17 protein-coding genes are annotated in these 19342 nt (G+C 73.2%); 8 read left to right on the top strand and 9 right to left on the bottom strand.

The features are described from left to right. Positions 1-176 precede the first annotated feature (176 nt). Both tal and tkt read right to left on the bottom strand, forming a co-directional pair. The gene (tal, locus tag LCD35_RS17140; RefSeq protein WP_224957693.1) at positions 177-1277 is read right to left on the bottom strand and encodes a transaldolase; all 1101 of its coding nucleotides are present in this window, start codon (positions 1275-1277) and stop codon (positions 177-179) included. Positions 1278-1291: 14 nt separating this feature from the next. Then, positions 1292-3391 carry a transketolase gene (gene tkt, locus LCD35_RS17135; RefSeq protein ID WP_225044455.1) on the bottom strand — a complete coding sequence of 700 codons (2100 nt, stop codon included), beginning with the start codon at positions 3389-3391 and terminating at the stop codon, positions 1292-1294. A 744-nt stretch (positions 3392-4135) separates the two neighbouring features. On the opposite strand from tkt, the gene LCD35_RS17130 reads away from it, so the two are divergent. Further along, a complete protein-coding gene (locus tag LCD35_RS17130) occupies positions 4136-5080 on the top strand; it encodes a heme o synthase (protein ID WP_224957691.1) in 945 nt (314 codons plus the stop codon). A 122-nt stretch (positions 5081-5202) separates the two neighbouring features. Further along, positions 5203-6186: a DUF2157 domain-containing protein gene (locus tag LCD35_RS17125; RefSeq protein WP_224977979.1), complete on the top strand. Its 984-nt coding sequence runs from the start codon at positions 5203-5205 to the stop codon at positions 6184-6186. Positions 6187-6263: 77 nt separating this feature from the next. On the opposite strand, the gene LCD35_RS17120 is transcribed toward LCD35_RS17125, so the two are convergent. Together LCD35_RS17120 and LCD35_RS17115 are read right to left on the bottom strand one after the other, a co-directional pair. Further along, positions 6264-7199, bottom strand: coding sequence for an ABC transporter substrate-binding protein (locus LCD35_RS17120; RefSeq protein WP_224977980.1), 936 nt, complete (start codon positions 7197-7199; stop codon positions 6264-6266). Positions 7200-7251: 52 nt separating this feature from the next. Further along, entirely contained in the window at positions 7252-8220 is a 969-nt protein-coding gene (locus tag LCD35_RS17115; RefSeq protein ID WP_224957685.1) for a quinone oxidoreductase, read from the bottom strand. Between the two features lie 146 nt (positions 8221-8366). Between LCD35_RS17115 and LCD35_RS17110 the strand changes: the two genes are divergently transcribed. From LCD35_RS17110 to LCD35_RS17100, 3 genes are all read left to right on the top strand, one after another. Next, positions 8367-8684 carry a hypothetical protein gene (locus LCD35_RS17110; protein ID WP_224957682.1) on the top strand — a complete coding sequence of 106 codons (318 nt, stop codon included), beginning with the start codon at positions 8367-8369 and terminating at the stop codon, positions 8682-8684. After that, positions 8681-9553 carry a hypothetical protein gene (locus tag LCD35_RS17105; RefSeq protein WP_225044454.1) on the top strand — a complete coding sequence of 291 codons (873 nt, stop codon included), beginning with the start codon at positions 8681-8683 and terminating at the stop codon, positions 9551-9553. Before LCD35_RS17110 ends, LCD35_RS17105 begins: the two co-directional genes overlap by 4 nt. 93 nt (positions 9554-9646) lie before the next feature. Beyond that, positions 9647-10138, top strand: a complete 492-nt coding sequence (locus LCD35_RS17100; RefSeq protein ID WP_224957679.1) for a GbsR/MarR family transcriptional regulator — start codon at positions 9647-9649, stop codon at positions 10136-10138. A 26-nt stretch (positions 10139-10164) separates the two neighbouring features. On the opposite strand, the gene LCD35_RS17095 is transcribed toward LCD35_RS17100, so the two are convergent. The 5 genes from LCD35_RS17095 to mptB all read right to left on the bottom strand — a co-directional run bounded on the left by LCD35_RS17095 (position 10165) and on the right by mptB (position 15702). Next, a complete protein-coding gene (locus LCD35_RS17095) occupies positions 10165-11109 on the bottom strand; it encodes a COX15/CtaA family protein (RefSeq protein ID WP_255615117.1) in 945 nt (314 codons plus the stop codon). A 68-nt stretch (positions 11110-11177) separates the two neighbouring features. Continuing rightward, positions 11178-12071 (bottom strand): hypothetical protein, encoded by an 894-nt coding sequence (locus LCD35_RS17090; RefSeq protein ID WP_224977982.1) that lies wholly within the window; start codon positions 12069-12071, stop codon positions 11178-11180. Between the two features lie 48 nt (positions 12072-12119). Continuing rightward, positions 12120-12842, bottom strand: coding sequence for an ABC transporter permease (locus LCD35_RS17085; RefSeq protein ID WP_224957726.1), 723 nt, complete (start codon positions 12840-12842; stop codon positions 12120-12122). A 131-nt stretch (positions 12843-12973) separates the two neighbouring features. After that, positions 12974-13915, bottom strand: a complete 942-nt coding sequence (locus LCD35_RS17080; RefSeq protein ID WP_374108094.1) for an ABC transporter ATP-binding protein — start codon at positions 13913-13915, stop codon at positions 12974-12976. Between the two features lie 50 nt (positions 13916-13965). Then, entirely contained in the window at positions 13966-15702 is a 1737-nt protein-coding gene (gene mptB, locus LCD35_RS17075; protein WP_224967060.1) for a polyprenol phosphomannose-dependent alpha 1,6 mannosyltransferase MptB, read from the bottom strand. Between the two features lie 130 nt (positions 15703-15832). Here mptB and LCD35_RS17070 point away from each other — a divergent pair, with 130 nt between their 5' ends. Genes LCD35_RS17070 through sufD form a run of 3 tightly spaced genes read left to right on the top strand, consistent with a single transcriptional unit; the run spans position 15833 to position 19336 of the window. Then, complete coding sequence (locus LCD35_RS17070; RefSeq protein WP_224967061.1) at positions 15833-16684, top strand: metalloregulator ArsR/SmtB family transcription factor; 852 nt, start codon at positions 15833-15835, stop codon at positions 16682-16684. After that, entirely contained in the window at positions 16681-18144 is a 1464-nt protein-coding gene (sufB, locus tag LCD35_RS17065; RefSeq protein WP_224957675.1) for a Fe-S cluster assembly protein SufB, read from the top strand. Before LCD35_RS17070 ends, sufB begins: the two co-directional genes overlap by 4 nt. 1 nt (position 18145) lies before the next feature. Then, on the top strand, positions 18146-19336 hold the full coding sequence (gene sufD, locus LCD35_RS17060; RefSeq protein ID WP_224957674.1) for a Fe-S cluster assembly protein SufD: 1191 nt from the start codon (positions 18146-18148) through the stop codon (positions 19334-19336). Positions 19337-19342: the final 6 nt, after the last annotated feature.

Raw genomic sequence — 19342 nt, 5'->3', positions numbered from 1 at the left:
TGTCTAGGGGATGGGCGACGCCGGCCGGTGGGCGGACCGGACGCCTCCGCCGCGGGGGTACCCCGATGAGCCTGACCGGGCCCACCCGCCACAGCACCCGGGGCACGCGAATTCCGTGGAATGTCCCCCCCCCGGGGGCGGGCGCGGGGCACACCCGCGGTGGAACGGCCGTTCGCCTACTTGGCCTGGTCGAGCTGCTCGCGCACGGTGTCGAGCAGTTCCTCCCAGGACTTCTCGAACTTCTCGACGCCCTCGCGCTCCAGCACCGCGAACACGTCGTCGAGGTCGATGCCGATCTCGGTCAGCGCGTCGAACACCTGCTGCGAGGCGTCCTTGGTGCCGCGGACCTGGTCGCCTTCGACCTGGGCGTGGTCGGCGGTGGCGAACAGCGTCGCCTCCGGCATGGTGTTCACCGTGTTCGGCGCCACCAGCTGATCGACGTAGCGGGTGTCGGAGTACGCCGGGTCCTTCACGCCGGTGGAGGCCCACAGCGGGCGCTGCGGCTTCGCACCGTCCGCGGCCAGCGCCTGGAAGCGGTCCGAGGAGAAGACCTCCTCGTAGGCGGCGTAGGCCAGCCGGGCGTTGGCGATGGCCGCCTTGCCCTGCAGGTCCTGGCCGCCTTCCACGCCCTCCAGCCGCTTGTCGATCTCGGTGTCCACGCGGGACACGAAGAACGAGGCGACCGAGGCGATGGTGTTCAGCGAGTGGCCGTTGGCCTTCGCCTGCTCCAGGCCCGCCAGGTAGGCGTCCATGACGTCCCGGTAGCGCTCCACGGAGAAGATCAGCGTCACGTTCACGCTGACGCCCTCGGCCAGCACCCGGGTGATCGCGGGCAGGCCCTCGACCGTCGCCGGGATCTTGACCATCAGGTTCGGCCGGTCGACGGCCTTCCACAGCTCCAGCGCCTCGGCGACGGTGCGGTCGGTGTCGTGGGCCAGCCGCGGGTCGACCTCCAGGGAGACCCGGCCGTCGTCGCCCGCCTCGTAGACGTTGCGGAAGACGTCGGCGGCGTCGCGCACGTCCTTCGTGGTCAGCTCGCGGACCGTGTCGTCCACGCCGGCGCCGCGGGCGGCGAGCTCGCGGACCTGGTCGTTGTAGTCGGCCGCGTTGGACAGCGCCTTCGCGAAGATCGTGGGGTTGCTGGTGACACCCACGACCGCGTAGTCGTTGATCAGCTCGGTCAGGTTGCCGGACGTGATCCGCTGGCGGGACAGGTCGTCCAGCCAGATCGCCACGCCCGCCTGGCTGAGCGCGGTGAGGTTCTGGTTGTTCGTCACTGCAATACCTCCACTCACGCGTTCGAGCGCGCGTTCTCCAGGCTCCGCCGGGCGGCGTCGACGACCGCCTCCGTGGTGAAGCCGAACTTCTCGAACAGGGTCTTGTAGTCCGCCGAGGCGCCGAAGTGCTCGATCGAGACGTTCTCGCCGAGGTCACCGGTGAACCGGTGCCAGGACTGGGCGATGCCGGCCTCGACGGAGACGCGGGCGCGCACCGACGGGGGCAGCACCTGCTCGCGGTAGGCCTTGTCCTGCCGGTCGAACCACTCGACGCACGGCATCGACACCACGCGGGTGGCAACGCCGTCGGCCTCCAGGATCTTCCTGGCCTCGACGGCCAGCTGGACCTCGGAGCCCGTGGCGATGATCACGAGCTCGGGGGTGCCGGAGGACGCCTCGGCCAGCACGTAGCCGCCCTTGGCGACGCCCTCGGCGTCGGTCCCCTCCAGCGTCGGCACGCCCTGGCGGGTCAGCGCCAGCCCGGCGGGGCCGCTGGTGTCCTCCAAGATCGCCTTCCAGGAGAAGGCGGTCTCGTTGGCGTCCGCGGGGCGGACCACCGACAGGCCGGGGATGGCGCGCAGCGAGGAGAGCTGCTCGATCGGCTGGTGCGTCGGGCCGTCCTCGCCCAGGCCGATCGAGTCGTGCGTCCACACGTAGATCGTCGGGGCGTTCATCAGCGCCGCGAGCCGCACCGCGGGCCGCATGTAGTCGCTGAAGATCAGGAAGGTGCCGCCGTACGGGCGGGTGCCGCCGTGCAGTGCGATGCCGTTGAGGATCGAGCCCATCGCGTGCTCGCGGACGCCGAAGTGCAGCGTCCGGCCGTACGGCTGGGCGTTCCACATCCCGGTGGAGATGTGCTTCGGGCCGAACGAGTCGACGCCCTTCATCGTGGTGTTGTTGCTCTCCGCCAGGTCGGCGGAACCGCCCCACAGCTCCGGCAGCACGTCGGCGAGGGCGTTGAGCACCTCACCGGAGGCCTTGCGGGTGGCGACGCCCTTGCCGTCGGCCTCCCAGGTCGGCAGCTTCTCGGACCAGCCGGCGGGCAGCTCGCGGACCCGGATCCGCTCCAGCAGCGCCTTGCGGTCGGGGTGCTCGGCGGCCCACGCGTCGTAGGACTTCTGCCACTCGGCGTGCGCGGCCTTGCCCCGATCCACGGCCTTGCGGGCGTGCGCGAGGACCTCGTCGGAGACCTCGAAGGTCTGCTCCGGGTCGAAGCCCAGCGCCTTCTTGATCTCGGTGATCTCCTCGCCGCCCAGCGCGGCGCCGTGCGCCTTGCCGGTGTTCATCTTCGTCGGCGCGGGGAAGCCGATCACGGTGCGCAGCACGACCAGCGTGGGCTGCTCCGGCTTGCCCTTGGCCGCGTCCAGCGCGTCCAGGATGCTGGAGACGTCCTCGCCGCCGTCGACGGTGACGACGTGCCAGCCGTAGGCCTCGTAGCGCTTCGCGGTGTCCTCGGACAGCGCGATGCGGGTGTCGTCCTCGATGGAGATCTCGTTCGCGTCGTAGATCACCGTGAGGTTGCCCAGCTGCTGGGTGCCCGCGAACGAGGAGGCCTCGGAGGTGACGCCCTCCTCGATGTCGCCGTCGGAGGCGATCACGTAGATCTGGTGGTCGAACGGGCTCTCGCCCGGGGCCGACTCCGGGTCCAGCAGACCGCGCTCGCGGCGGGCGGCGACCGCCATGCCGACGGCCGTGGCCAGGCCCTGGCCCAGCGGGCCGGTGGTGGTCTCCACACCGGGGGTGTGCCAGTACTCCGGGTGACCGGGGGTCTTGGAGTCCCAGGTGCGCAGGGCCTTGATGTCGTCCAGCTCCAGCCCGTACCCGGACAGGAACAGCTGGAGGTACAGCGTCAGGCTGGAGTGACCGGCGGACAGCACGAAGCGGTCGCGGCCGATCCAGTCGGCGTCGGTGGGGTCGTGCCGCATGACGCGCTGGAACAGCGCGTAGGCGGCGGGGGCCAGGCTCATGGCGGTGCCTGGGTGCCCGCTGCCGCATTTCTCGACCGCGTCGGCGGCCAGCACCCGGACCGTGTCCACGGCGCGCTGGTCCAACTCGGTCCAGTCTGCGGGCAGTCGCTTGGTGGTCAAGCGGGCAAGATCGTCGGTGACGGACACGGACGCAGCTCCAGTTTCCCTCGAAGCGGTCCTTCGCGGCTCCGGCGCGTCGCCCGCTGACCCGGACCGATTCGGACCGCAGTTATCCCTCGTCCAGCGGGCAGCCTAGTCGTGACCTCGTGGGCGCGCGGCGGCCCGCCTGAATTGATGCGGTCCCCCACCGGGGTGAGAGGATCGCGGGTCAACCGCCTGCATCGCCGGAGACCCCTCGTCGTGCGGCGCCGAACCGCGCCGGCCGGTGTTCGCGCAGCTCACCGGTGCCGCCACGGCCGTGCCCCCCGGGGTGTCGACGGTGCGTGCCCGGGGCGCCACGGCCGGTGCCCGGCCCGGTTCGCGGTGCGTCGCCCGCCCGGCGGCGCCTCGACCGCCGCGGGGCCGATCCCGCGACGGTGCGGCGGACCCCACCACCGGCAACGCGGCGCGGCGGGCGTGCCTTCCGCGCGGAGCGTGTCCGGTGGCTCACCCCACGGTACCGGCGCCGCCGGGTCCGGTCCCGGCCGCGAGGTATCCGGGGCGCGCGCCCGGACCCTGCGAGCGGCGCTGGGGTGTAGCGCGCCTACCATTCAGGGCGGTCGGTCGCCGTCGTTCCGGTGGTCACCCCGAGCTGACTAGGAGTCCCATGCCTGCGATGCGGTGCGCTTCGGGCGGACACCACGGCGCGGCCCCGGCCGCGGCGCGGACCGCGCTCCCCGGCGGTGCGGAGCACGGCGTGCGGCTCGCGGCGCGCGCGGCAGGGGCGGCCTCGTGACCAGCACCGAAACCCCGGTCGGCGGTGCGCAGCGGCACGCGCGGCGGCCCGGCGACCTGCTCAAGGCCTACCTCGGCCTGCTCAAGCCGCGCGTCATCGAGCTGCTGCTGGTCACCACCATCCCGGCGATGCTGCTGGCCGAGCGCGGCATCCCCTCGCCGTGGCTGGTGCTGTCCACCCTGGTCGGCGGCACCATGGCCGCGGGCAGCGCCAACGCGCTCAACTGCGTCGCCGACGCCGACATCGACCAGGTCATGCAGCGCACCAGGGCCCGGCCGCTGGTGCGCCACACCGTCTCCAACCGGCACGCGCTGCTGTTCGGGATCGCGCTGGGGCTCGGCTCGTTCGCGTTCCTGTGGGCGACGACGAACCTGCTGGCCGCGGTGCTGGCGGTCGCCACGATCCTGTTCTACGTCCTCGTCTACACGCTGGTGCTCAAGCGCCGCACCGCGCAGAACATCGTCTGGGGCGGGGCCGCCGGGTGCATGCCGGTGGTCATCGGCTGGGCCGGGGTGACCGGGCGGGTGGACTGGCCCGCGCTGGTCATGTTCGGGATCATCTTCTTCTGGACACCGCCGCACACTTGGGCGCTGGCGGTGAAGTACAAGGCGGACTACGAGCGCGCCGGCGTGCCGATGCTGCCCGTCGTCGCCGAACCGGCCTACGTGTCGCGGCAGATCGTCGCCTACAGCTGGCTGATGGTGCTGTGGACGCTGCTGCTCGCCCCCGCCACCGGGTGGCTCTACACCGCGTTCGCGGTGCTCTCCGGCGCCTGGTTCCTGTGGCTCGCGCACCGGTTGCACACCGCGACCAAGCGGGGCGAGCCGACGAAGCCGATGCGGCTGTTCCACATGTCCAACACGTACCTGATGATCGTGTGCGTGGCGCTGGCGGTGGACTCGGCACTGGGACTGCCGGTGCTGGGCTGGCCGTTCGCGTGATCGCCACGAGCTGAGCGGTCCGGCGCCGTCCCACCTGGTCGTCGCGCGGGCCGTCGCACCCTCCACCGCGGGCCCGGCCGCATGTGCGACAGTCGGCGCGGATCACCGGTGGAGGGAGATCGATGAGCGCGGAACTGCCGCCGCGGCACCGGCAGGCGCTGGAGCGCCTCGTCGAACGCGGCACGCTGACCTCCGAGCAGGCCGATGCGGTGCGCGCCGAGCTCACCGCCGAACCCGCACCGCAGCGCGCGGGCGGGGTCTGGGAGGTCCTCGGGTACGCGGGCGGCGCACTCGTGATCGGCGGTGCGTCGCTGCTGGTCGGCATGTCCTGGGAGGTGTTGTCGACCGCGGCCCGGATCGGCCTGCTGGTCGCCGCCACCGCGGTGCTCGTGGTCGCGGGCGGACTCATCGCGGGCGGCCCGCGCGGTGCGCGGGAGCTCGCCGCCGATGCGCCCTCGCGGCGCAGCCGCATCGTGTCCGCACTGCTCGCGCTGGCCTCCGGGTCCGCGGCGATGGCGGTCGTGGCCGGGCTGGACGGTTCGGACTCCTCGCTGTCCGCGAGCGGGCTCGGGCTGGTCGCGGCCGCCGCCGGGTACGCGCTGCTGCCCGCGGTGCCGGGGCTGGTGGCGACCGGTGCCTTCGCATTCTGGTTCGCGCTCGCGCTGGCCGATGAGCTACCGGGCAGCGGGTCCGTGCCGCAGATGCTGGTGCTGATCGTGCTCGGCGGGCTGTGGGCGGTGCTCGCGGTGCGCGGTGTGCTCGACCGGCCGACCCGGGGCCGCGCGGGCCGGGTGCGGCGCGACGTGGGCTTCGGGATCGCGGCGGCGACGGCGCTCACCGGCGCCCAGTGGACCGTGATCGCGCACCAGTCGTGGAGCTACGCGATCACGTTCGTGCTGGCCGTCGGCTGCTTCGCCGCGTTCGTGGCGCTGCGCTCGGCGGTGCTGCTGGTGTTCGGCGTGCTCGGGGTGACCGTCGCGGTGCCGGAGGCGCTGTACCACTGGACCGGCGGTGCGCTCGGCGGGCCGCTGATCGTGCTGCTGGTGGGTGTGGTGCTGCTGGCGGCGGGCGGTTTCGGCCTGCGGCTGCGGAACCGGGTCGGCTAGCGCGGCCGGGCCTGCTTGGAGCGACCGGGCCTGCTTGGAGCGGCCGGTCGGCTGGAGCGGCCGGTCGACTGGAGCCCTCAGCCGGCGCGGAACCCGCGCAGCCGATCGAGGCCCCCGGGCGAGCCGATGCCGAGCAGTGGCGCGGCCCGCTCCAGCAGCAGCCCGGCCAGGTCGGCCAGCACCCAGCGCGCGCTGGGCAGCGAGGCCAGGGCCGCCCACTCGAACTGGTCGGCCTCGACCACCCGGCCCGCGCGCACCGCGGGCGAGGTCCGCAGCAGCGGCTGCTCCCGCACCGACCCGGCGTTGCCGCGCAGCACCACCAGCAGGTCCGCGTCGTGCTCGCCGAGCCGTTCGCCGGAGATCTCCGGGAACGGCAGCGGCCCGTCCGCGACCGCTTCCTGCGCAGGGGGCCGGGCCACGCCGAGCGCCCGCAGCACCTGTCCGGCGGCCGTCGAGCCGGACACCGTGGTGACCACCTCGTCGCCGCGGCCCGCGCCGAGCACCGAGATCGTCGGCATCCGGCGGGTCGCGAGGCGGGCGGCGAGCTCGGCGCGGTCCCGCTCGAAGGCCTCCCACGCGGCCACCGCGGCTCCGGCCGCGCCCACCGCCGCGCCGAGCGCGAGCGCGTCCGCGCGCACGTCCCCGGTGCGCCGCACCAGCCGCAACCGGGCCAGTCCGCGCAGCAGCTCCGCCGGGACCCCGGGCAGCCGGTGCCCGGCCAGCACCTCCGGGCGCAGGCGGGCCAGCGCCTCCAGGTCCAGTCCGCCCGCGCCGCCGAGGTCGAGCACCGGCGCGCCCTGCACGGCCGCGATCGCGGGCAGCACCGGGTCACCGGCGGTCACCGCCACCGTGCCCACCTGTTCGCGCCCCAGCAGCAGGGCGAGGCGAGCCGTCCCGCCGTCCAGGGTCACCAGTCCGCGGCCGGCTTCGGCCGGGACCGCTCGGCAGCCGCCGAGCAGCCCGGCCGCGAGCAGCGCCAGCGCACCGCGCCGCCCGATCACGCGATCGATCATGGTCGATCAGTCGGTCCCGGGGCACTCGGAGTTCCCGGGCGGGCGCTTCCGCTCAGGGCAGCAGCAGGAGCTTGCCCGTGCTGCGGCGCGCCTCCAGGTCTTCGTGCGCCCGGCCGGCCTGCTCCAGCGGGTAGCTGCCGCCGATGCGCACGTCGAGCTCACCCGCGCGCACCGCCTGGAAGATCTCCCCGGCCCGCCGGTCCAGCTCCTCCCGATCCAGCATGTGGTGCGCCAGCGACGGCCGGGTGAGGAACAGCGAGCCCCCCGAGTTCAGCCGCTGCGGGTCCACCGGCGGCACCGGCCCGCTGGACGCGCCGAACAGCGCGAGCGTCCCGCGCGGGCGCAGCGACGCGAGGCTGCCGTCGAAGGTGTCCTTGCCGACGCCGTCGTAGACCACGTCCACCCCGCGCCCGTCGGTGAGGTCGCGGACCTCCTCGGCCACGTCGGCGTCGGTGTAGCGGATGATCTCGTCGGCACCGGCCGCGCGCGCCAGCCGCTCCTTCTCGTCGGTGGACACGGTGCCGATCACGTTCCCGCCGCGCGCCTTGATCAGCTGGGTGAGCAGCAGTCCCACGCCGCCCGCCGCCGCGTGCACCAGCGCCGTCTCGCCGGGGCGGATCGGGTGGGTGGAGGTGACGAGGAAGTGCGCGGTCATGCCCTGCAGCATCGCGGCGGCCGCCGTCCGGTCGTCGACGCCGTCGGGGACGCGGACCGAGTTGCGCGCGGGCACCACGGCCTGCTCGGCGTAGCCGCCGGGCGTCATGGCCCACGCGATGCGGTCGCCGGGGGTGAATCCGGTGACGTCCGGGCCGACCTCGCGGACGGTGCCCGCGCCCTCCACGCCGGGGGTGAACGGCAGCGGCACGCTGTAGAGGCCGCTGCGCTGGTAGGTGTCGATGAAGTTCACCCCGGCCGCGGACACCTCCACCAACAGCTCACCGGACTGCGGGGTCGGCCGGTCCAGTTCGGCGGGCTCCAGCACCTCCGGTCCGCCGTGGGCCGGTACCCGAATCGCGCGCATGCGTGCCTCCTAGATCGCCTCGTCCGCCCGGCGCCGGGACGGCCGCCGGGGATCATCCCCACTCTCGCAGGCGCGGAGGCGGCCGGGCGGTGGCCTGGGTAACTGTTCGCCCCGTGTCGTCGGGGTGGTTGTCTAGGATCACCCGCATGGCAGCCGAGAACGACACCGAGCAGAGCACCGCGCCCGAGCCGAAGGCGATCGCCCGGGTGAAGGCGTTCGCCGCGGGCCACGGCGGTTCCGCGCGAGCCGTGGTGGAGAACCTCGGCCAGGCGGGCGCCCGCATCGTGCTGATCGGCGAGGACGGCGCGCTCGGCGACGTGCTGGTCGCAGGCGTCGCGGCGGGGGAGGCCGTGGTCGAGGCCGTCGAGCAGGTCACCGCGGGGGAGTGGGACGGCGACACGACCGCCGCGCTGCAGATCGGCCCGGCGCACCGCCGGAAGATGGCCGGCCCGCGGGCCCGGTGAGACCGGCACCTCGGGTCCTGCTCGCCAGCTGCGCCGAGCTGCCCCGCTCGAACGCCGACGACACCGACCTGCCGGAGGTGCTGGCCGAGCTGGGCGTGCCCGCGGCCTGGGCGCCGTGGGACGACCCGGCCGCGCCGTTCGATTCCGCCGAGCTCGTGGTGCTGCGCAGCACCTGGGACTACCCGCTGCGGCGCAAGGACTTCCTGGCCTGGTGCGAGTCGGTGCCCGCGCTGGTGAACCCGGCGCGGGTGGCGCGCTGGAACACCGACAAGACCTACCTCGCCGATCTGGCCGCGCGGGGCGTCCCGGTGGTGCCGACGGAGCTGATCGCACCGGGCGAACCGCTGCGCTGCCCGGACTTCGAGTTCGTGCTGAAGCCCTCGGTGGGGGCGAGCTCGCGGGGCGCGGCCCGGTTCGCGGTGGGGGAGCGGGACGCCGCGGCCGCGCACCTGGCCGCGCGGCACGCCGTGGATCACGCGGTGCTGGTGCAGCCCTACCAGCGGGCGGTGGACCGGGAGGGCGAGACGGCGCTGGTGTTCGTCGGCGGGGGTTATTCGCACGCGTTCGTGAAGGGCGCGATGCTGCCGGATCCGGCGGCGCCGGGGCCGGGACCGGGCGACCGCTTCGGGGTGGAGCCGGATGCGGCGCTACGCCGCGCGGCGGAGGACGCGGTGGACGCGGCGGCGGCGATTCACGGGATGCGCCGGTCCGAGCTGCTGTACGCGCGGGTGGACCTGGTGCGCCGGGAGGACGGGTCGCCGCTGCTGCTGGAGCTGGAGCTGACCGAACCGTCGTTGGGGTTCCGCCAGGCGGATCCGGGGGCGAAGCCGCGGTTCGCGTCGGCGGTGCGGGCGGCGCTGGCCGGGTGAGCCCGCTTCCGGGGCGTGTCGGGGTGGCTTCGCCGTTCTCCTGAGTCTATGGTTTCAGCATCGGTTGAAGTCGATCAGTCGGAGGCACCCGAGGTGACCGAGTACGCCCAGCGCACCGACCGTCCCGCCATGTCCGAGTGGATCGAGCAGATGGCCGCGCACTTCGAAGCGACCGAGGGCATGCCGCTCATCGCCGGACGGATCCTCGCGTTCCTGCTGATCTGCGACCCGCCGGAGCGCACCGCGGCCGAGCTCTCCCACGGGCTCAACGCCAGCAGCGGCTCCGTCAGCACCAACGTCCGGTTGCTGCTGCGCCTCGGGGTCATCTCCAAGACGACCCGGCAGGGCCGCGAGGCCGCGCTCTATCGCGTGGAGGAGCACCGCTGGCCGGAACTGGTCCGGCACCGCATGGAGCAGGTCACCGGGCTCGAACAGCTCACCGAGGACGGGCTGCGGATGTTCAGCGGCCAGGGGGAGCGGGCGCGGCGGCTGCGCACCGTGCACGAGTTCTACAAGTGGCTCTCCGGCGAGATGCCGCAGCTCTGGCAGCGGTGGGAGCGGGAGCGCCGCGCACTGCGCTACTGAGCCGGGCCGGGCACCGGAACCGGCGGTCAAGCCGGGACGGGCTCCGCGGATTCGCCTGCCGGGACCCGCGGCACCGGCCCGCGGTAGCGGGACTCGCACCACAGCAGCGCGGTCGCCGTGATCACCAGGGTGGAACCGAGCACGTGCAGCACCACCAGCGCCCCGGGCACCCCGAGCACGTACTGCGCGGAGCCGAGCGCCCCCTGCGCCAGCACCAGCACGCACGCCGCGCCGTAGGCCTTCAGCAGCGCGCCGGTCGGGCGGGCGCCGCGCAGCCACACGCCGAACACCGCGAGCAGGCACACGTACGCCATCACCAGCAGGCCGTGCACCTGCACCAGCGTCGGCACCGGCACCACGAGCCGCGGCGTGTCGGCGTCCCCGGCGTGCGGCCCGGCCGCGGTCACCAGCGTGCCCGCGACCAGCATCGCCGCCGTCACCGCGGTGAGCGCCACCAGCAGCCGGCGCATCCGGGCCGGGAGCACCGGCGTCGCGGGCTCGTCGCCCTCGCCCGCGGCCTTGAACAGGTACGCGGCCAGCCAGATCAGCACGGCCGAGGCCATGAAGTGGATGGACACGCTCCACCAGCTCAGGTCCACCAGCACCGTGATGCCGCCGATGACGGCCTGCGCGAGCACGCCCAGCGGCATGACCAGCGCCAGCTTCACCAGGCGCGGCCGGTGCGGGCGCACCCGCCACGCGGCGATCAGGCAGGCCAGCGCGACGAACCCGACGAGGCCGGTCAGCGTGCGGTTGCCGAACTCGATCACTTGGTGCAGCGTCGCCACCTCGGGGTGGTCGACCGGGACCATGCTCCCCGGGAAGCACTGCGGCCAGGTGGGGCAGCCGAGGCCGGAGCCCGTCACCCGCACCACGGAACCCGTCACCGAGATCAGCGATTGGGTGATGAGGACGGCGAGCGCGAGCCAGCGCACCAGGCGGTGGTCGGCGGCCGGGATCCGGGACAGCATCGACGACGGCACGCATCGATGGTATTCGCCGCCCCGCACCGCCCGGCCGCCAGGTGGTGCGCCGCAGGTCACTCCACGCGCTTCTCGCGGGCGAAGGTGCCCTTCGGGAACGCGCCGGCCTTGAGCACCTGGGTGCTGAGCTTCTTGCCGTACCCGGCGAGGCGCTGCGCGTTCTCCGCGCCGAGGTGGGCCCAGGGGGCGGCGGCGAGCGCGTCGGTGCGCTGCTCGACGTCCTCCCGGAAGGCGACACCCCGCTCGGTGAGCCCGTCGTCGGCGTCGAGCAGGCCGCGGTCGGCGAGTTCGCGCTGCGCCTGCGCCCACTCCTCATCGGACCAGCCGCGGCTGGCCTGCGAGAACTGCCGGGAGAGTCCTTCGCCGCTCGCGGACTGCAGGACCAGCGCCTGCAGCCCGGTGAGGCCCACCGCCTGCAGCACTATCAGGTGGCCGTCGCCGCGGTGCTCGCGCAGCAGCGACTGGGCGTGCCAGAGCACCAGGTGCGGCTCGTCCGGCCACTCCAGGTCGGCGTGCCCGGCGTAGAGCGGGCGGGCTTCGGGACGGCAGGCCTCGGTGGCGCGGCGGGCGAGCGCGGCGGCCTCCGCGAGCTCCTCGGAGGCGATCGTCTCGGGGCCGAGCAGCTTGCGCAGCGCGGTGTCGGCGGCGCGGAACCGGGCGGCGACGACGGCTTCCGGGGTGGTGATCGTCCACGCGTGCGGGATGACCTCGGCGATCACCCGCGGGTTGAAGTTGTAGAAGGTGGCGGCGACGACTCCCGCGCCGACGGCGCCCATCGGGGCGGCGCGGCCGGCGAAGTAGCGCATCCGGGTGCCGTCGAGGCCGAGCGCGCCGAACTCCTCCTCGGCTTCGGGGCTGAAGTAGATCAGCGAGTGCAGCGGTTCCAGGCTGCGGTGGCAGGGGCGGGCCAGTTCGGTGCCGGGCGTCACGTCGGCGTGCTGCTCAGTCATGCTCTCACCCTACTTCCGGTAACCACCGGGTCCGGAAGTTCGGTCCGGTCAGGTGAGCCGAGTGGTGCGCACCGCCAGCGCCCCGGCCGCCGCGGCCCACGCCACCAGCACCAGCAGCGGCTGCCAGCCCGGCAGCGCCGCGTGCTCCAGCGCCGCCTCCAGCGAGGTCGCCAGCGCACCCGAGGGCAGCAGCCCGGCGATCGCGCCCACCGGGCCCGGCAGATCGCTCATCGGCAGTGCCAGCCCACCGGCCAGCAGCAGCACGAACCAGATCGCGTTCGCCACCGCCAGCACGATCTCCGCCCGGAACGCGCCGCCCACCAGCACCCCGGCCGCGCCGAACGCGAGGGTGCCCAGCACCAGCAGCGGCAGCGCCGCCACGATCCCCAGCGGGCTCGGCGTCCAGCCCAACAGCGCGGCCGTGATCCCCAGCAGCACCGCCTGCAGCGCCACCACCAGCAGCGTCGCCAGCACCCGGCCGCTGATCAGCGTCCAGCGCGGCAGCGCCGTCGCGGACAGCCGCTTGAGCACCCCGTAGCGGCGGTCGAAGCCGAGCGCGATGGCCTGCCCGGTGAACGCGGTGGACATCACGGCCAGCGCGAGGATGCGCGGCGCCACCGAGTCGACCCGCGGTTCCGGCACGGTGCCGATGTGCAGCGTGCTCAGCCCGATCAGCAGCGCCAGCGGGATGATCAGCGTGAGCAGCGCCTGCTCGCCGTGCCGGATGATCAGCAGCGCTTCGATCCGGGTGTGCGCGGCGAGCATCCGCAGCGCCCGTCCGCGTCCCGGGGCGGGCGCGAAGGTGCCCGCGGGGAACCGCTCGCCGGGGCGCGGGGCGTCCCGGTCGTCGCGGGCGAGTCCGGTCCCGGCGGTGCCGGTCCCCGTCTTGGCGGCGCCGTGGTTCACGAGCGCAACTCCCGTCCGGTCAGGTCCAGGAACACGTCCTCCAGGCTGCGCCTGCTCACCCGCAGCTCGTTGGCGAACACGCCGTGCCGTGCGCACCACGCGGTCACGGTGGAGACCACCTGCGGGTCGATGGTGCCGCGCACCACGTACCGGCCCGCGCGCTGCTCGACGGCCTCGTAGCCCTCGGGCAGCGCGGCCAGCAGCAGGCCGAGGTCGAGCGCGGGCTCGGAGTGGAACTTCAGCTCCTGCCTGCCCCGCGGGTCGGCGGTGAGCTCGGCGGTGGTGCCGTCGGCGACGGCGCGCCCGTGGTCGACGATGACGACCCGGTCGGCGAGCGCCTCGGCCTCGTCCATCAGGTGGGTGGTCAGCAGCACGCCGACGCCGTCCCGGCGCAGCGCGGCGACCAGGTCCCACACCAGGTGGCGGGCCTGCGGGTCGAGCCCGGCGGTCGGTTCGTCCAGGAACACCAGCTCGGGGCGGCCGACGAGCGCGCAGGCCAGCGACAACCGCTGCTGCTGTCCGCCGGAGAGCCGCTTGTACGGGGTGCGCCCGGCGGAGGTGAGCCCGAGGACGTCGAGCAGCCAGCGCGGGTCGATGGGGTCCGCGGAGCAGGTCGCGACCAGCTCCAGCATCTCGGCGGCCCGCACGCCCGGGTAGGCGCCGCCGCCCTGCGGCATGACGCCGATCCGGGGCCGCAGCCGTTCTCCCTGGGTGGCGGGGTCGAGCCCGAGCACCCGCACCGTTCCGCCGTCGGGCCGCTGGAAGCCTTCGCAGATCTCGACGGTGGTGGTCTTGCCCGCGCCGTTGGGTCCGAGCAGGGCGAGCACGCTGCCGCGCGGCATCCGCAGGTCGAGCCCGTCGACGGCCGTGGTGTCGCCGAAGCGCTTGGTCAGCCCGCGCACGTCCAGCGCGTCGCCGTCGGCGGCCGGTTCCTCGATCACCGGGCCGGGCGTGGGGGTGCTCGCGGCTTCGTTCACGACGTCCAAGCCTATGACGTGACGGGGCGCTCATCCGCCCGGGTCGGCAGCAGCGGCGGGACCTTGCCGCGCACGAGCCACAGCAGGATCCCGAAGGCGAGGATCGAGGCGATGACGGCGAACGGCACCTGGTAGGCCCGCAGGATGTAGGCGGCCCCGGTCGGCGGGACCACGAGCGCGACGATGGAGCAGATGGTGGCCGCGCCGATCCGGAAGCGGTGGTCGTTGGTGGCCAGCGACAGCGGCACCACCATCCACAGCAGGTACCAGGGGTGCAGCACCGGCCCGAACACGGCGAGCGTGCCGAGGGTGATGCCGAGCGCGGCCAGCGGTTCGATCCGGCCCTTGAACGCCAGCCACAGCAGCCGCACGCACACCAGCCCGGTGATGGCGTATCCGAAGATCTTGGTGATGACCAGCATCGAGTTGGTGTGGTTGCCGAGGCCGAGCAGCATGCCGACCCCGCCGCCGGTCATGCCGAACGCGGTCATCGGCGCCAGCCAGGTCTTGATCCGGTTCGGCACGTCGTAGGTCTCGATCCAGCCGAGGCCCCAGCCGCTGGCCACCGTGATGATCGTCATGGTGCCGAGCATCAGCACGGCGAGCACGGCGGCGACGCCGACGAGGTCGCGCATCCGCCCGCCGCGCCTGCGGGCCACGTAGATGCCGAAGAAGCCGAGGGCCACGAAGCCGGGCGGTTTGATGGCCCCGCCGATGCTGAGCAGTACCCCGGCGACGACCACGCCGAGCGGTCCGCGCCAGCGCAGCCCGAGCTCGATGGCGGCGAGCATGATCCCGACCAGCAGCGCCTCGTTGTGCGCGCCGCTGACCACGTGGAACAGCGTGATCGGGTTGGCGGCCGAGAGCCACAGCGCGGCCACCGGGTGCACCCCGCAGCGGGCGGCGAGCCGCGGGATCGCCCAGATCGCCAGCATCAGACCGATGATCATCACGACCCGCCAGAGCAGCACGCCGAACACGACGTCGTCGCCGATGACGCGGCCGAGGTGCTGGCCGAACAGCAGGAACAGCGGACCGTAGGGCGAGGGCGTGTCGCGCCAGATGTTCGGCACGTTGGCGACCAGCGGGTGGTCCACGCCGAGCGCGGTGCCCGGTCCCAGCGTGTACGGGTTGATGCCCTGCGCGGCCACCGCGTTCTGCGCCAGGTACGTGTACATGTCGGTGCTGAACAGCGGCGGCGCGACGGCCAGCGGCAGCCCCCACATGACGATGGTGCGGTCCATCTGGGTGCGGCTGACCATCCGGTCCCGGCCGGGCCAGGACAGCTTGCCGAGCCAGAGCCACGCGGTGACGACCATGAGCATGCCGAGCCAGGCGCAGGCCATGGCGACGGTGGGGATGCGCGCGGGCAGCCCGAGCAGCCGGACCCCGATCAGCGGGTTGTCGACGGGAGCGGCGCCCGCGCCGATGGCGCCGAAGGCGAGCACCAGCGAGCCGGTGGTGCCGAAGCGGCGGACCAGGTCGAGCTGGCGGCGTTCGGGCGCGTCGAGCGGGGCGGGCTGCTGCGCGGCGGGCGCGTCGCCCGCGTAGGCGGTGTCGCTGCTGAGTGGGGCGTCGGCGACCCGGGTGGTGCCGCGTCCGTCCCGCTCAGCGCCGGTCGGTGCGGTCGCGGCGGCGTCCCGCGACCGGGTCGCGCCCCGGGGGGTGGTGCCGTCGGCCGGGGTGCCGGAGGTCGCTGACTCGCCCGGCCCGGCTTCGTCCTGCTGGTTCGTCTCGCCTGCGCCCACGGCACCGAAGCTTAGGGCAGTCGGTGGGCGGCCCGTCCCGCCGTCGCACAACCGCCGTTCGGGGTGATCCGGGTCACGTTGGCGGACCTGCGGTCTGGTGTGTCGGAGCTAAATAGGTAACATCGGTGTTGTGAAAAACGCCGGAACGCCACCTCCGGCTGCGGCCGCCGACTCGGGAGCCGCAGCCCCGGGTGCTGGTGCGCCGTCCGGGGACGGGCGGACCCGGCACTCGGTCGCCCGCCTCCTGCTGGAGCGCGGGCCGATCACCGCCGCGGCGGTGGCCGAAGCCCTCGGGCTCAGCTCGGTCGCGGTGCGCAGGCACCTCGACGCGCTGGTCACCGAAGGCGAGGCCTACACCAGGGAGTCCTCCGCCCGGCAGCGCCGGGGGAGGGGCAGGCCCGCGAAGCTGTTCCTGCTGACCGAGGTCGGCCGGGCCAGGTTCGGGCACGCCTACGACGACCTGGCCGTGGCGGCGCTGCGGTTCATCGCCGACACCGACGGTGAGCAGGCGGTGCGGGAGTTCGCTCGCAAGCGCATCGCCGCACTGGTCGCCCACCACCGGGAGGCGCTGGCCGCCGCGCGGACCAGGGCCGAACGGGCCGAGGTCCTCGCCGGTGCGCTGACTCGCGAGGGCTACGCTGCCTCGACGCGCAGCGTGGCCTCCGGTGAGCAGCTCTGCCAGCACCACTGCCCGGTGGCGCACGTCGCTGCGGACTTCCCGCAGCTGTGCGAAGCCGAGACGGAGGCCTTCGCCGAAGTCCTCGGCACCCACGTGCAGCGGTTGGCCACCATCGCCAACGGCGATGCGGCCTGCACGACGCACGTACCGCTCACGCGGTCCGAGCGAACCGCCGATCGCGGCCCGGAGACCCAGGTCATCCCGGCATCCGCGTCGGCCGAAACCGATCCGGCCGCCCACGACCGGTCCCAGACCGACGGGCGGCAGACCGCCCCGATTCCTGACGGAGGGGAGTCCGTATGACTGCCGCTGCCGAGCAGCGCACACCCACCACGGCGTCGAACAACTCTGGCCAGCTCAGCCAAGAGGAGACGCTGGCGACCCTGGGCAACTACGAGTACGGCTGGGCCGACAAGGACGTCGCGGGCGAAGGCGCGCGACGCGGGCTCAACGAGGACGTCGTCCGGGAGATCTCGGCCAAGAAGGACGAGCCGGAGTGGATGCTCGAAGCGCGGCTGAAGGCGCTGCGGCTGTTCGAGCGCAAGCCGATGCCGAACTGGGGCGCCGACCTGTCGGGCATCGACTTCGACAACATCAAGTACTTCGTGCGCTCGACCGAACAGCAGGCCCAGAGCTGGGAGGACCTGCCCGAGGACATCAAGAACACCTACGACCGGCTGGGCATCCCGGAAGCGGAGAAGCAGCGGCTCGTCGCCGGTGTCGCCGCCCAGTACGAGTCCGAGGTGGTCTACCACAAGATCCGCGAGGACCTTGAGGAGAAGGGCGTCCAGTTCCTGGACACCGACACCGCGCTGCGCGAGCACCCGGAGACCTTCAAGGAGTACTTCGGCTCGGTCATCCCGGCCGGGGACAACAAGTTCTCCGCGCTGAACACCGCGGTGTGGTCCGGCGGCTCGTTCATCTACGTGCCGAAGGGCGTGCACGTCGACATCCCGCTGCAGGCCTACTTCCGGATCAACACCGAGAACATGGGCCAGTTCGAGCGGACGCTGATCGTCGTCGACGAGGACGCCTACGTCCACTACGTCGAGGGCTGCACCGCCCCGATCTACTCCAGCGACTCGCTGCACTCGGCGGTCGTGGAGATCGTGGTCAAGAAGGGCGCTCGCTGCCGCTACACGACCATCCAGAACTGGTCGAACAACGTCTACAACCTGGTCACCAAGCGGGCCAAGGCCGAAGAGGGCGCAACCATGGAGTGGGTCGACGGCAACCTCGGCTCCAAGGTCACCATGAAGTACCCGTCGGTGTTCCTGATGGGCGAGCACGCCAAGGGCGAGGTGCTCTCGGTGGCGTTCGCCGGTGAGGGCCAGCACCAGGACGCGGGCGCGAAGATGGAGCACATGGCTCCGCACACCTCCTCGACGATCGTCTCCAAGTCGATCGCCCGCGGTGGTGGCCGCACCTCCTACCGGGGTCTGGTGAAGGTCGCCAAGCGCGCCAACCACTCGGCCTCCACGGTCAAGTGCGACGCGCTGCTGGTCGACACGATCAGCCGCTCGGACACCTACCCGTACGTCGACGTGCGCGTCGACGACGTGTCCATGGGCCACGAGGCCACCGTCTCCAAGGTCAGCGACGACCAGCTGTTCTACCTGATGCAGCGCGGTCTGACCGAGGACGAGGCGATGGCGATGATCGTGCGCGGCTTCGTGGAGCCGATCGCGCGGGAGCTGCCCATGGAGTACGCGCTGGAACTGAACCGCCTGATCGAGCTGCAGATGGAAGGGGCCGTCGGCTGACATGACGAGCACCACTGACACCGCCGACGCCCAGCACGGCCTGACCGAGCACAGCCACGGGGGCGCGGTCGTGCCGCAGTCCTCCCGCGGCGAGCGCTTCACCTCCTACGACGTCGAGGCCTTCGAGGTCCCCGGCGGCCGCGAGGAGGACTGGCGGTTCACCCCGATCAAGCGGCTCAAGGGGCTGCACGACGGCACCGCGAAGGCGACCGCCTCGCTGAACGTCGAGGTCGAGGCGAGCGCCGAGGTCACGGTCGAGACCGTCGGCCGCGACGACGAGCGCCTCGGCAAGGGCGGCGTGCCCGCCGACCGGATCGCCGCGCAGGCCTGGAGCTCCTTCGAGCAGGCCACCGTCATCACCATCCCGAAGGACGTGCAGCCGGCCGAGCCGGTCAGCGTCGTCGTGCACGGCCCCGGCGAGGGCGAGACGGCGTTCGGGCACATCCAGATCCGCGCCGAGCGGTTCGCCGAAGCGGTCGTCGTCCTCGACTACCGCGGCTCCGGCGTGCTGGGCGAGAACGTCGAGTTCATCACCGACGACTCCGCCCGGCTCTCGGTCGTGTCCGTGCACGACTGGGCCGACGACGCGACCCAGGTCAGCTCCGAGCACGCCTACCTGGGCCGGGACGCGGTGTTCCGGCACCTGGCGGTGACCCTCGGCGGCGACCTGGTCCGGGTCAACACCACGATCACCTACGGGGACAAGGGCGGGGACGCCGAGCTGCTCGGCCTGTACTTCGCCGACGCGGGCCAGCACCTGGAACACCGGATGCTGGTCGACCACGCGCAGCCGAACTGCCGCAGCAACGTGCTCTACAAGGGCGCGCTGCAGGGCGACGCGGCGCACTCGGTGTGGATCGGCGACGTGCTGATCCGGGCCGCGGCCGAAGGCACCGAGACCTTCGAGCTGAACCGGAACCTGGTGCTCACCGAAGGCGCCCGCGCCGACTCGGTGCCGAACCTGGAGATCGAGACCGGTGAGATCGAAGGCGCCGGTCACGCCAGCGCCACCGGCCGGTTCGACGACGAGCAGCTGTTCTACCTGCAGGCCCGCGGCATCCCGAAGGAGCAGGCCCGCCGACTGGTGGTCCGCGGCTTCTTCGGCGAGATCCTGCAGAAGATCACGGTGCCCGCGGTCCGGGAGCGGCTGGAGGCCGCGATCGAGGCCGAGCTGGCCGTCGTCGGCGCCTGACGCCGC

The organism is Saccharopolyspora sp. 6V (assembly GCF_020176785.1).
Taxonomy (GTDB): domain Bacteria; phylum Actinomycetota; class Actinomycetes; order Mycobacteriales; family Pseudonocardiaceae; genus Saccharopolyspora_C; species Saccharopolyspora_C gregorii.
This window is presented reverse-complemented; position numbering and strand designations above follow the sequence as displayed.